We start from the raw sequence: 12,171 nt of genomic DNA, 5'->3' as shown, positions 1-12,171 counted from the left end.
AGTACTGTTGGCAGGTGGTCAATCCGGTACACCTGAAGACTCTGATGGAGGTCACCCGCCTGGGCTCGTTCGCGGCCGCGGCGGCAACCCTGGGTTACACGGCGTCGGCGGTGTCCCAGCAGATGTCTGCCCTGGAGCGGGATACGGGCACCATCCTGTTCCAGCGTTCGGCGCGCAGCGTGGTGCCCACGGAGGCCGCAGTCGTCATGACCAGGCACGCGGCCAAGGTGCTCACCGACATCGAGGCCCTGATGGCCGCCGCGTCCAAAACCCAGGATGCCTCCAGCCAGGAACTCCGGCTGGGCATCTTCCCCAGCCTCGCCACTTACGTCCTCCCCCGGATCCTGAAGAATCCGGCCTGGAAGAACCTCGGCATCGACCTCCGCGTTTCGGTGGCCGAACCGGGACAGACCATCCAGGGGCTGCGCGCGGGAGGAGACCTGGACCTCGCCGTGGCCTTCCAGGTGGGGCAGACAGGGGTGGCGTGGCCGGCCACCATTAACAGGCAGTGGATTGGCGACGACGATTTCCGGGTGGTCCTTCCGCGCGACTGGGGATTCCGGCCGGACGCCGGGGTGGCAGCCGAACACCTGTCCGAGATGCCGTGGATCATGCACCATCCGGGCACCAGCGACGCCATGGTGATCGAACGGCTGTTTGCCGGCTGCAACCTCCACCCACGCGTTGTGGCGCACAGCGACGATTTCCACGCCAGCCTGGAAATGGCGGCTGCCGGATTGGGTGCAGCGCTGGTCCCCGAACTGGCGCTGCGGAACAAGCCCGCCGGCGTCGTGGTGCTCGACGTCCCCGAAATCCGGCTTGCGCGCAACGTTTTCGCGCTCCTGATCAATGACCGGAAAACGGCCAGGGTGCAGCTTTTTGTCGACCTGCTGGCCGAGACTCTGGCCGGAATGCGCACCGCGGTGAATTAGGCCTGAACGCTGGAATGCGCTGCGCTTCGGGGCTATGTTGAATCTATGAACAAGGTAGCCAGCCAGCATTTTGGCGAGATTGAGCTCAATCACGGCAGCGACCACCTCTTCGCCGCCAAGCATGAGCTGCGTGGCCACCCGCTCAAGATCGACCTTAATGTCACCGCCCACGACCACTTCGATGAAGCGGCCCTGCGCAAGGTGGACTACCGGCTCCGCTTCCTGCCCGAACTTGTTGATGAAGTGCGCGAGATGATCGCCGAGGAACTCGACCAGGAAGGCACCAGCCCGCAGGAGTACCTGCATTTCCACTGCAACGCCCTCAAGGATGAGCACCTGCAGAAGGTGTTCGGCGTGGAGGAACGCAGCCAGCTCACCAATGATGTCTTCCTCAAGGCCCTGAAACTGGGCCACCTCGCTATCTACCCCGGGCAGCCCGAGCGCTACTTTGTCCTGGACTTCACGCTGGGCGAGCACTTTACGGACGAGGTGCTGGTTGCCTCCGCCGACGAGGACGGCGTGGTAGACGACGAAATCGTCTGGGAATCCTGAGCTGAAATGCACGACGCCGGCTGGTCACCCAGGTGACCAGCCGGCGTCGTCCCGCTTCTCAAGGTCCGGCGCGCCGGGCGCACCGGACCTTGAGCCTCTGCGGGCTCCCTTAGCCCTGTTGCGTTACTTGGCGCCTTCGAGGAGTTCCGCGCGGACGGCCTGCGTTGCCTTGACCAGGTTGCGCAGCGACTCTTCGGTTTCGGCGTAGCCGCGGGTCTTCAGGCCGCAGTCAGGGTTGACCCAGAGCTGGCGGGACGGGACGTGCTTGACGGCGGTGGACAGCAGCTCCGTGACTTCCGCTTCACCCGGAACGCGCGGCGAGTGGATGTCGTAGACGCCCGGTCCAACGCCGCGGCCGAAGCCGTGGGATTCAAGGTCGTGCACCACCTCCATGCGGGAGCGGGCGGCCTCGATGGAGGTGACATCTGCGTCCAGGCCGTCGATCGCGTCGATGATCACACCGAACTCCGAGTAGCAGAGGTGGGTGTGGATCTGGGTTGCGTCGGCTGCACCGGCGGTGGCCAGGCGGAAGGAGTCAACGGACCACTTGAGGTAGTCGGCGTGGTCTGCCTTGCGCAGGGGCAGAAGCTCGCGCAGTGCGGGCTCGTCCACCTGGATGATCCTGATGCCCGCGGCCTCGAGATCGGCGATCTCGTCGCGAAGGGCCAGCCCCACCTGGTTGGCGGTTTCACCCAGCGGCTGGTCGTCCCGGACGAAGGACCAGGCAAGGATGGTGACCGGACCGGTGAGCATACCCTTCATCGGCTTGCTGGTGAGGGACTGTGCGTACTCTGCCCAGGCCACCGTGATGGGGGCGCTGCGGGTGACGTCGCCCCACAGGATGGAAGGCCGGGTGCAACGCGAGCCGTAGGACTGGACCCAGCCGTGGACGGTGACGTCGAAGCCTTCGAGGTTCTCTGCGAAGTACTGGACCATGTCGTTGCGCTCGGGCTCGCCGTGCACCAGGACGTCGTAGCCAAGCTCTTCCTGCAGGTCCACGACACGCTTGATCTCGTCCTTCATGAGCTTCTCATACTGCCCGTTGGTGAGATCGCCCTTGTTGTTGCGGGCACGGGCCGAACGGATTTCGGACGTCTGCGGGAACGAACCGATGGTGGTGGTGGGCAGCGGCGGCAGGCTCAGGGCCTCTTCCTGGGCGGCTTCACGGACGGAGTACTCCGAACGGGTGAAGTCAGCTGCGGTCAGCCCTTCGGTGCGGGCACGGACGTCCTGGCGGCGGACGCCTTCCGCGGTGGCCCTGGAGGCGATCACGGCGGAGGCCTCGTCGATGGCTGCCTGGGCAGAAGCGGGGTCCGCCAGGTAGGAGGCGAGAGCCTTGACTTCGACGGCCTTCTGGTCGGAGAAGGCCAGCCAGCTGCGCAACTGGTCGGACAGCTGGGTTTCCTCGGCGACGTCGTGCGGAACGTGCTGGGTGGAGGTGGACGTGGACACTGCAAGACTGCCGGCGGCGGCCTTCAGCTCATCCAGCTTTGCAGCGGAAGCGGCGAGGTCGTTGCGCCAGATGTTGTGGCCGTCAACGACGCCGGCAACCAGGGTTTTGTTGCCCAGAGCGGCGAGTGCAGCCGCGGAGGGAACCGCACCCTTGAAGACGTCAATGTGCAGGGCGTCGATGTTGGTGGCGGCAAGCGTACCGAGCTGGCCGTCCAGGGAGCCGTAAGGCGTGGAGACCAGGATCTGCGGCCGGTTGGCAGCCGATGAAAGGACGTCGTAGGCCCGGGCCACGGCTGCCTCGATGTCGGCTGCAGGCGTGTCCTGGTCCACCACAAGGGCGGGCTCGTCGAGCTGGACCCAGCCGGCGCCGGCGGCTGCAAGCTTCTCAAGCAGCTGGGCGTAGACCGGCAGGATGTCCTCAAGGCGGGACAGCGGCGCAAACCCGGCGGGAGCGTCGTCGGAAGCCTTGGACAGCAGCAGGTACGTGACCGGACCAACGATGTAGGGGCGGGTCTCGATGCCGTTCGAAAGGGCGAACGCGAATTCTTCAACGATGCGGTTGGATGCCAGGGCGAACTTGGTTTCGGGACCGATTTCCGGGACGAGGTAGTGGTAGTTGGTGTCGAACCACTTGGTCATTTCCAGCGGCTGCTGTTCCTTGGTGCCGCGGGCAAGGGTGAAGTAGCCGTCGATGTCCAGCTGACCCTCAGCGTTCAGGAGGTTGCCGAAACGTGCAGGAACGGCGCCCAGGTGTGCGGTGGCGTCAAGCACCTGGTCGTAGAAGGAGAACGTGCCGGGAACGGCTGCGGCTTCGGTCAGTCCGAGCTCCTGAAGCCGCCTGGCTGTGGTCAGCTGGATGTCCTTGGCGGCTGCGTCCAGTGCTGACGCGTCGATCTTGCCGGCCCAGTACGCTTCGACGGCCTTCTTCAGCTCGCGGCGGCGGCCGATACGCGGGTAGCCGAGGAGGGAAGCGGCGGGGAACGGAATGCGGGCGGTGTTCTGTTCAGTCATGGGAGATTCCTAAGAATGGGATACAGGCCTCTGTGGGCTTGTATCTGCGGGCATGGCAAATAGCGCTCGGCGTGGACGCAGGGCGAATGGTGCTGTGCTGGGTGTATTTGGGGCTGGTGGTGCCGAGGCAGGTGGTGCTGTCAGGAAAGCGCTGCGAAGCGGCTCAGCTGGCGAACTGGCCCCGGTTGGCGATGCTGCGGCTGCCGGAGCGGGTCTGGCGCGGAAGGGCCAGCTTGTCCAGCACCTCCAGCGCGCTCTGGTGCTCGTTGAACGTGTAGAGGTGGATTCCGGGGGCGCCGGCATCCAGTGCGGCGTTGGCCAGGTCCACGGTGGCATCGACGCCGACGTGAAGGCGCTCGATGTCCGTATCGGCCGCGGCCAGCCGCTCCGTGAGTTCCGCGGAAGGTTCCACGCCTGCGAGTTCTCCCAGGCGCTTGACGCGGCGAAGGCTTGTGAACGGCATGACGCCCGGGATGATAGGGATGGTCACCCCGGCACGGCGTGCCCGGGTAAGGAGGTCCGAGTACTGCGAGGAGTGGAAGAACACCTGGGTGATGGCGAAGTCCGCGCCGGAGCGCTGCTTGGCCAGCAAAACCTCGACGTCGTGTTCCTCGCTGGGTGACTCCGGGTGGCGGGTGGGATACGCCGCCACGCCCACCGCAATCTTGCCGGCGCACAGCAGGGCCGATCGGCGCTGCTCCACACGGCGGATCAGGTCGATCAGGTCCTGGGCGTAGCGGAGGGAGCCGTTCACTGGCTGGCTTGCGTCGTTGGGAAGGTCACCGCGGAGGGCGAGGATCCCGCGGACACCGGTATCCAGCAGCTGGCCGATGATGCCGGCGAGCTGCTCCGGCGTGTTCCCCACGCAGGTGAGGTGCGCCAGCGGCCGGAGGGTGGTTTCCAGGAGGAGCCGGTCGATCAGCTCGATGGCAGTGTCCCGGTTGGACCCGCTGGCACCGTAGGTGACGGAGACGTAGTCCGGTTCCGTGGTTTCCAGTTCCCGGATGGTGGTCCACAGCGTTTCGGCAGCGGCCGGCGAACGGGGCGGAAACAGTTCATAGGACAGCGCCACCGGGGCGGCGTCTGAGAGGTTTGGATGTGTGTCAATAAGGCTTGGTGGTGACATTTGCGTCCTTGGCTTTGGGCCATTGGAGCTCCCTGCGGATAGGGCTGCAGGAAGCCGGCAATGAATTTGAGTTTGGGGAACACGGAAGAACTCCACAGAGACGCAGCCGCGACTGTTACGCCTGTCTTGAAGTTGTCCGTGAGCAAATGTCAGGCCCACATGGGGGCACCCACACCCTCCAAACGGAGGATCGCTGACACGTTACCGGGGTAACTTGTCTATGACTCTATGAGCGGGCCGGCATGTCATTCAAGTCGGCTCCGAATTAAGACGCAGTTTTACGCCCGGTTTCGATGCGCTGGTGAAGATTATTCGCTCCGGCTACCCACCGGGTCCGACCGCAGGGCTACCAGGGCCTGTCCGGGCCCTGGTTGTACCCGGTGTCGTTGAGGTAGTCCTCCCGTTCCCGTCCCTTGTTGCGTTCGCGCTGGGACTGCCGTGCGCTCTCCTCGAGCTGTTCCAGCTGGCTTTGCTGCGGAGAGTCCGCCTCTTCTTCAGCGGGGCCCGCATCTTCAGCGGGCTGCTGTGCAGCGTCACCGTCCTTGCCGGCAGCCTCCAGCTTCCCGGCCAGGCGTCCGCCGGCCTCGTCCAGCCGCTCCCCCACGGAGCCATCACGTGTGTCCGAGGGGCCGGTAAAGCAGCCTTCGGGGGCCGCCTCGACAACTGCCAGCGCGTCGGAGAACAACGCCGCGGCCGACGCCGGATCCTTCCCGCGCAGCTTGTCATCGCCCAGGCGTTCGGTCGCCAGCACGAGGTTCACCCTGATGACACAGGCATCGGCAGACCCGGCGGCGGCTCCGGGAACCAGGTCCAGGGCTTCGGCAAAACGTTGCCGGGCGGCGTCGAAGTTCCCGCCGAGGACTTCGGCGTCCCCGGCGGCAAACGGGGCCTTGTGTGGCTCAGGAACATTGAGGGGCTGCAGCCATCCGGCGGCGCCGGCGGCAGCACGGGCGTCCCTGGCGTCGAATGCCGTGGCTGCCTGGCTGCCAAGGACGCCCAGGCTCAGGAGCTTGGCCGCGATGCCGAGTACCAGGATGACCGGCGCGGCCGAGCCCACCAGCAGCAGGCGCCGCTTTCGCAGCCGCTCAGTTCTCTGCTCAGGTCCCTGGCGTTGGTCCGTCCCGTTGTCCCGGCTCCCGTGTGTTGCTTCCGTGCTGTGGCGCAGAGGCCCGTTGGGCGGCAATGGTTTGGTGGCGCTCATGGGACGCGTTCCCCCCGTTCGGCTGCCCTGGCCGGGGCGGAGGACGCTGCACGGGGCAGTTCCCGGTACCGGCGGATGATCATCACAGCATCCGGGAGGGCAAGCGCGAAGGCTCCCGCCGCGAACAGCCAGTACAGCTCCGTCGGGCCTTCCAGGGAATCGCCGCTGCGCTCGGGGCTGCCCGGGCGGGCCTCCTGCATCATGGGACCAACGGGGTCTCCGGCTTGCCGGTGCACGTACGGTAGGCCCAGTTGCCCGGCAACATCCTGCAGCCGCGGCTCATCGATGCGGGAGAGGGCGTCCGCCCCGCCACCGTCACGCACGTAGGGCCCGTCCGCGCTTTCACCCGGATCACCGGAGTTTTCCTTCATGCGGGCGCCCGCGCCCGTGCCGTATCCCAGTACCGCTCCCCCCGCCACCAGGCTGCCATCCAGGTTTAAGCGTTCCGGCTCCTTGCCGCTGGTCTGCTCGCCGTCGCCCAGGTAGTACACCAGCCGAGGGCGCTCCGGGTGGCTCTGACGCGCGGCGTCGAGACGCTCGGAAAGGACCTGGCGGGCAGCCGTGATGCTGCTGCCCTTGGCGAAGGCGGTTACCTGCGGCTCCAGGACGGTGACCATGGTCTGCAGTGCCAGGGTGTCGGTGGTCAGCGGCATCCGGACGAAGGCTTTCGTGTCGAAGGTAATCAGCGAGAACCGTGCTCCGGGCAGTTCCTTGGCGATGGCCATGATGTCCTGCCGGACACCATCCATCCGAGGGGCTGAGGTCCCGTAGTCTTCAGCCACCATGCTGGTGGTGGTGTCCACCACGAAGAACACGTTCAGGTCCGTCGTGGCTGCCTGCGAGGTGCCGCCCGGCAGGGCGGGGCGGCACAGTGCCGCCACCAGGAACACTGCCAGCACGCAGCGGCGCAGCCAGGCGCGATTCCCCGTCAGCCGGGTCCGGGTCATAGCCGCAACCTCCACAGCGCGGCGCCGAGCGTTATCCCGGACAGGACGGCCACTCCCAGCGGAAGGACCGGCTGGTCCGAGACCACCGCCCTCGGGGCGCCTTTGAGGGCCGTGGCCTCCGTTTGCTGCACAGCGGCAACGATTCCCGGCACCGCCCCGGGATTGTCCAGTGCGTAGTAAGAGCCGCCCGTGGATTCCGCAGCCGTGCGAAGCTGCGCACCCGGCTGCCCGGCGTCGGAACCGTAGTCTAGGTCCCCCGGGTTCAGTGCGTACACGCGAACTGTCCTGTCCCTGGCCAGCGCGGCCGCCTGCGGAAGCGTCAGGATCGGATTGCCGGATACATAGTTGTCAGTGGCAAGCACCACCGACCGGGAGCGCTTCGCTGCGGAGCCGTCTGGGCCCGCGTCACTGCCCTGGGTACGGGGGAACCCGCTGAGGCAGGAGGCCAGCCCGTCGCCGATGAGCGAGGAACCGCGTCCGCCCCAGGTGCCGTCCAGGAAACCGGAGCTTCCCGGCTTGCCGTCGAAGGCGTCGCGTGCCAGCAGCAGCTGGTCACGGGCATAGTCGTAGTCGTCCGTCAGCGGGAAGACCTGGCTTCCGGTGCTGTCGAAGATGGTCAGGCCGATCCGTTCACCGTCGAATTCCCGGGCCAGTTCGGCGAAGACTTCCACCACGGCAGCGTCGGCGCTGCTCATCGAGCCCGAAACGTCCAGGCACAGCATGATGTCCCGGTTTCGCTGCTCCGGCACCGTGGTGGTGAGCTGGACGGGGCGCGCCGCTGCAACAGCGGCCGACGCCAGCAACGCGGCGCAGGCGAGCCCTGCCACGGCAAGCCACCGGCGGTGGCGGCGCAGGGCGTCCCGGTATTCGGGCAGCATGGTGAGGCGGTCGCTGTGGGCGGCAGGTCGGCGTCGGACGTCTGCCTGCCGGTGGCGCAGGGCGATCCAGGCTGCTGCCGCAGCCGCCAATGCCGCTGCGGGGAGCAGCCACCAGAACATCAGCTCCATGCCCGCACCGTCTCCCGGGCAGTGGCCGCGGTGGCCGATACGGGCGGCAGCGGCTCCGGACCGAATTCTCCCGGGTAGATGGCGCCGACGGCGGCGGCGGCCGCGGGCAGGGGATGCCGTTCCAGGTCTGCGTGCGTCATCCGCGGGGCGTCAACTCCTGAGGCGTCCCGGACGAAGCGGCGCAGCAGGTGGCTGATGTTTTGATGGGCCGCGCGGGCATCCGTGGTTCCGGCGGCGGCGTCCTGCTCGGCGTCGTTAATGCGCTGGATATAGGCGGCCTTGAGGGCGGCGAGGTCGGTCAGCTGGGCGGGCCGCCGGTTTTCCGGGGCGGCCCGTGGCGGGCGGGTGGAGGCGAAAGCGAAGACGTACCAGGCTGCCACGAGCGCTAACAGGGCCAAGCCGGCCCACATCCATGCCGGGCTGTACTGGAGGGGGCCGAAAAAGACGGGCTCATCCTGCACGGCGGTGCCTTTCCAGGAGCGCGAAGAGCGCGCTGACCACGTCCTGGCTGCCGTCCACGGTCCCCTCCGTAATGCCGGCCCGCCGCAGCATGGCGTTGCGGGTTGCATCCCGTTCGGCCGTGGCATCGGCGTATGCGGCGGCAATGTCCGCGGTGGCGGCAAGGTGGATCGGGAGGACAGCGGAGTCGCGGACGCTGAAGTACCCGGCACCGTCGCCGGGCCCGGTTCCGGAGGGCACCAGATCCGCGTCCCGGATAGTGAGCCAGAGGATTTCGTGCTGGGCCCGGAGCCTGCGGAGGAGCTGTTCCAAGGCGGGGGACGCCGGGATTTCGTCCGCGACGACGAAGAGGAGGTTGCGTCCTTTGACGGTACGCGCCACGTGGTCCAGCTGGTCCTCGATCCTGCTGGGCGCAGCGTTCAGGCCCGCGCGGGAATCGACGTGCCGGAGGAGCCGTTCCAGGTGGGCTTCGCCGGCCTTCGCGGGGAGGGCTCCGGTGCCGGAAGAGTCACCGCTGACCAGCCCCACCACGTCGCCGTGCCGGTACGCCAGGTATCCGGCCACACCCAGGGCCATGACGGCGATGTCCTTCTTAGCCTCGCCTGACCGCGAGACAGCTGCCATGTTCCGCCCGGTGTCTGTAACCAGGATGACCGTTTGCCTCCGGACCGCGACGTAGCGGCGGATCAGCGGCGATCCGTGCCGGGCCGAGGCTTTCCAGTCGATATCGCGGACTTCGTCGCCGGGGACGTAGGCGCGCAGGTCATCAAAGTCGAGGCTGCGTCCGCGGAAGACTGAACCGTACTCGCCGTCGAGCATTCCCCGGGCTTTGCGGTGGGCGAAGATGGCCATCTTCGATTTCACCCTGTGCAGGAGGCTGGTCATCCCGGCGGCCTCAGGGGGTTTGGACGGCGGCGACGACGGCGTCGATCACCGTTTCGACCGGCACCTGCTCCGCGACGGCGTCAAAGTTGAGGATGATCCGGTGGCGCAGCACCCGGTGCGCCAAAGCCTTGACGTCCTCCGGAATAACATGGTCGCGGCCGTGCAGGAGTGCCAAGGCCCGGGCGGCCTGGCTGAAGGCGATACTGGCACGGGGGCTGGCGCCGAACTCGATGAAGTCCGCCAGCCGCCGCTCAATGTACTGGCCAGCGTTGCGGGTGACGAACACCAGACCCACGATGTAGTTGACGATCGAGGGGTCGAGGTAGATGCGCCGGACCAGGTCCTGCGCAGCCCTGACCGCGTCCAGCGATACGGCGGCGGCCGGCACCTGCTCCGGGCTGAAAACCCCGGCGTCAATGCGCCTGATGATTTCGGCCTCTTCCGCCGGCGATGGATAGTCCAGCACGTCCTTGAGCATGAAGCGGTCCATTTGGGCTTCGGGCAGCTGGTAGGTGCCCTCCTGCTCAATGGGGTTTTGTGTGGCGAGCACCAGGAACGGGGACGGCAGTTTGTAGTCCTGCCCGCCGATGGACGTCTGCCGCTCCTGCATGGCTTCGAGCATGGCGCTCTGGGTTTTTGCGCTGGAGCGGTTGATCTCGTCCAGCAGCACGATATTGGCGTGGACCGGGCCAAGCTGCGTGACGAAGGTGCCCTTGGCGGCGTCGTAGATCTGCGTTCCCACGATGTCGCTGGGCAGGAGGTCCGGGGTGCACTGAATGCGGCGGAATCCGGCGCTGACCGCCTCCGCCACAGTTTGGGCTGCCGTGGTTTTGGCCAGCCCGGGGACGCTTTCGAGCAGGACGTGGCCGCCGGTCAGCAGGCCCACCAGCAGGGATTCGCGGAGCCTGGCCTGGCCCACCACCTTGGCCTCGAAGCTGCGTGAAATGCCGGCCACCACCTGCTGCGCCCGGGCCAGTTCGGCCGGTTCGATTCTCGCGGACGCGCTGGTTTGAAGCACTGGATTCCCCCTGGTGGCTGATCGTGGCGCGGCGGGCCTGCCGGCCGCGCTCCGCCAGCAATCCTATCCACATCCGGTGCGCCGCGTCCCGGAAGGCCGGCCCCGATGGGGACCTCTCCCCATCGGGGGCACGCGGGTCTATCCTTTTGCCATGAGCGAGCTTCCAGCCAGTTACAAGGAATTTCTTTCCGACAAAAGCGCGCTGTTCATCAGCACAGTAAAGCCTGTCCTGCAGCAGTCGGCAGCGGACAAGCTCCACGGCGTCCGGGTCACCTACAACCCCGGATCCACCGGCCACCAGGCGCATGTGGATGACACGCTGCCGTTTGGTGTGGTTTTCGAAGACATCGACTGAACCGGCGGGACGCGGCTCCCCTAGCTCTCCAGCAGGAGCCGCTGCGCCCGGGGCGCCAGGGTGTGTTCGAGGACGAGAGACGCTGCCCCGATGGCACCCACGTCCTCGCCCACGCCTGTACCCACCACCTCGATGGGGTGGATGAGCCGGGCTGCACTGTGTGCTTCGAGCAGCGCCGGTACCTTGGCCAGGAACCGGTCCGCCATGCCGCTCCAGAAGGGGCCGCCGAACACCACCCGTTCCACGTCCAGCGTGTTGGTCACCACGGAAATGGCGCGGGCAACCAGCGTGGCAGATTTGTCGATGATGGCCATGGCGCGTTCGTCGCCGGCGTCGGCAAGTTCGCACAGCCTCGCGAAACTCTGCTGGACCTCCGCGCCGCTGTTGCCGGGCCGGGAGCCGTTCAGGATGCCCGCGGCCTCCGCTTCAGCCACCAGGACCTGCGGGATGCAGGACGATTTCACACAGCCGCGCAGCCCGCAATCGCACGGGGGTCCATCCGGGTCCACCATGATGTGGCCGATTTCTCCGGCATTGCCGGATGTGCCGCGGATGACTTCGTCGTTGAGGACAATGCCGCAGCCGATGCCGGTGCCCATGTACATGAACACGAAGCTGCCGGCGCCGCTTGGGCCGCCGGCCCAGGTTTCCGCCACGGCGGCGCTGGTGACATCCTTGTCCACCAGGACGGAGTATCCGGTGGCCTCGGACAGGGCGTTGCGCAACTCCACCCGGTCCCACCCCGGAAGCAGCGGCGGGTCCACCACCGTTCCATTATCCAGGTCGATGGGGCCGGGCGCAGCCACGCCGAGTCCGGCGATCCGGTCCCGGTCGACGCCGGATTCCTCCACTACCCGGGCAACCTGGGCTGCGATGGTGGCAATGACGGCTGAAGGATCGTTGCCGCCTGGAGTGTCGATCCGCGCGTGCTGGACGACTGATCCCACCAGGTCCATGACGACGAAGGTGGTCACGGCGGGGTCGAGGTGGACGCCGACGGCATACATGCCCTTGGGGTTGAGGCGGAGGATGGTCCGGGGCTTACCCGGGCCGCTGCCTTCCTTCCCTGCTTCGACAATCAGGTTCTGGTCCAGCAGGCGGCGGGAGATGTTGGAGATGGTCTGCGGGGACAATCCCACGATCTGGGCCAGTTCAACCCGGCTGAGCCCGCCCGAGGTCCGGCGGATGGCGTCAAGGATGACTGTGAGGTTGAAATCCCCCATCCG

General features: G+C 66.9%; 12 protein-coding genes. 3 read left to right on the top strand and 9 right to left on the bottom strand.

What is annotated here, in order from left to right:
* The first annotated feature begins 14 nt into the window (after positions 1-14).
* Together QE394_RS18455 and QE394_RS18450 are read left to right on the top strand one after the other, a co-directional pair.
* Positions 15-932, top strand: a complete 918-nt coding sequence (locus tag QE394_RS18455) for a LysR family transcriptional regulator (RefSeq protein WP_349035216.1) — start codon at positions 15-17, stop codon at positions 930-932.
* 45 nt (positions 933-977) lie between these two features.
* Complete coding sequence (locus tag QE394_RS18450; RefSeq protein WP_056079669.1) at positions 978-1,484, top strand: DUF2004 domain-containing protein; 507 nt, start codon at positions 978-980, stop codon at positions 1,482-1,484.
* A gap of 123 nt (positions 1,485-1,607) precedes the next feature.
* Here QE394_RS18450 and metE read toward each other — a convergent pair whose 3' ends face one another.
* From metE to QE394_RS18410, 8 genes are all read right to left on the bottom strand, one after another.
* A complete protein-coding gene (metE, locus tag QE394_RS18445) occupies positions 1,608-3,947 on the bottom strand; it encodes a 5-methyltetrahydropteroyltriglutamate--homocysteine S-methyltransferase (RefSeq protein WP_349035215.1) in 2,340 nt (779 codons plus the stop codon).
* A 163-nt stretch (positions 3,948-4,110) separates the two neighbouring features.
* Positions 4,111-5,073, bottom strand: a complete 963-nt coding sequence (locus tag QE394_RS18440; protein ID WP_349035214.1) for a methylenetetrahydrofolate reductase — start codon at positions 5,071-5,073, stop codon at positions 4,111-4,113.
* A gap of 346 nt (positions 5,074-5,419) precedes the next feature.
* The gene (locus QE394_RS18435) at positions 5,420-6,274 is read right to left on the bottom strand and encodes a hypothetical protein (RefSeq protein ID WP_349035213.1); all 855 of its coding nucleotides are present in this window, start codon (positions 6,272-6,274) and stop codon (positions 5,420-5,422) included.
* On the bottom strand, positions 6,271-7,221 hold the full coding sequence (locus QE394_RS18430) for a vWA domain-containing protein (RefSeq protein WP_349035212.1): 951 nt from the start codon (positions 7,219-7,221) through the stop codon (positions 6,271-6,273). The genes QE394_RS18435 and QE394_RS18430 overlap by 4 nt, the downstream gene beginning before the upstream one ends.
* Entirely contained in the window at positions 7,218-8,228 is a 1,011-nt protein-coding gene (locus QE394_RS18425; protein ID WP_349035211.1) for a hypothetical protein, read from the bottom strand. Before QE394_RS18425 ends, QE394_RS18430 begins: the two co-directional genes overlap by 4 nt.
* Positions 8,219-8,689 (bottom strand): hypothetical protein, encoded by a 471-nt coding sequence (locus tag QE394_RS18420; protein ID WP_349035210.1) that lies wholly within the window; start codon positions 8,687-8,689, stop codon positions 8,219-8,221. The genes QE394_RS18425 and QE394_RS18420 overlap by 10 nt, the downstream gene beginning before the upstream one ends.
* On the bottom strand, positions 8,679-9,572 hold the full coding sequence (locus QE394_RS18415) for a DUF58 domain-containing protein (protein ID WP_349035209.1): 894 nt from the start codon (positions 9,570-9,572) through the stop codon (positions 8,679-8,681). The genes QE394_RS18420 and QE394_RS18415 overlap by 11 nt, the downstream gene beginning before the upstream one ends.
* A 10-nt stretch (positions 9,573-9,582) precedes the next feature.
* A complete protein-coding gene (locus QE394_RS18410; protein ID WP_056079688.1) occupies positions 9,583-10,590 on the bottom strand; it encodes a MoxR family ATPase in 1,008 nt (335 codons plus the stop codon).
* Between the two features lie 151 nt (positions 10,591-10,741).
* On the opposite strand from QE394_RS18410, the gene QE394_RS18405 reads away from it, so the two are divergent.
* On the top strand, positions 10,742-10,945 hold the full coding sequence (locus QE394_RS18405; RefSeq protein ID WP_056079693.1) for a hypothetical protein: 204 nt from the start codon (positions 10,742-10,744) through the stop codon (positions 10,943-10,945).
* A 20-nt stretch (positions 10,946-10,965) separates the two neighbouring features.
* On the opposite strand, the gene QE394_RS18400 is transcribed toward QE394_RS18405, so the two are convergent.
* The gene (locus QE394_RS18400) at positions 10,966-12,168 is read right to left on the bottom strand and encodes an ROK family transcriptional regulator (protein WP_056079696.1); all 1,203 of its coding nucleotides are present in this window, start codon (positions 12,166-12,168) and stop codon (positions 10,966-10,968) included.
* Positions 12,169-12,171: the final 3 nt, after the last annotated feature.

The sequence above is a fragment of the Pseudarthrobacter sp. SORGH_AS 212 genome, from assembly GCF_030818145.1.
Classification (GTDB): Bacteria; Actinomycetota; Actinomycetes; order Actinomycetales; family Micrococcaceae; genus Arthrobacter.
This window is presented reverse-complemented; position numbering and strand designations above follow the sequence as displayed.

Coding starts and splice junctions, on each gene's coding strand:
- QE394_RS18415 (WP_349035209.1), bottom strand. CDS start 9,572: ATGACCAGCCTCCTGCACAGGGTGAAATCGAAGATGGCCATCTTCGCC.
- metE (WP_349035215.1), bottom strand. CDS start 3,947: ATGACTGAACAGAACACCGCCCGCATTCCGTTCCCCGCCGCTTCCCTC.
- QE394_RS18430 (WP_349035212.1), bottom strand. CDS start 7,221: ATGACCCGGACCCGGCTGACGGGGAATCGCGCCTGGCTGCGCCGCTGC.
- QE394_RS18425 (WP_349035211.1), bottom strand. CDS start 8,228: ATGGAGCTGATGTTCTGGTGGCTGCTCCCCGCAGCGGCATTGGCGGCT.
- QE394_RS18405 (WP_056079693.1), top strand. CDS start 10,742: ATGAGCGAGCTTCCAGCCAGTTACAAGGAATTTCTTTCCGACAAAAGC.
- QE394_RS18440 (WP_349035214.1), bottom strand. CDS start 5,073: ATGTCACCACCAAGCCTTATTGACACACATCCAAACCTCTCAGACGCC.
- QE394_RS18450 (WP_056079669.1), top strand. CDS start 978: ATGAACAAGGTAGCCAGCCAGCATTTTGGCGAGATTGAGCTCAATCAC.
- QE394_RS18400 (WP_056079696.1), bottom strand. CDS start 12,168: ATGGGGGATTTCAACCTCACAGTCATCCTTGACGCCATCCGCCGGACC.
- QE394_RS18435 (WP_349035213.1), bottom strand. CDS start 6,274: ATGAGCGCCACCAAACCATTGCCGCCCAACGGGCCTCTGCGCCACAGC.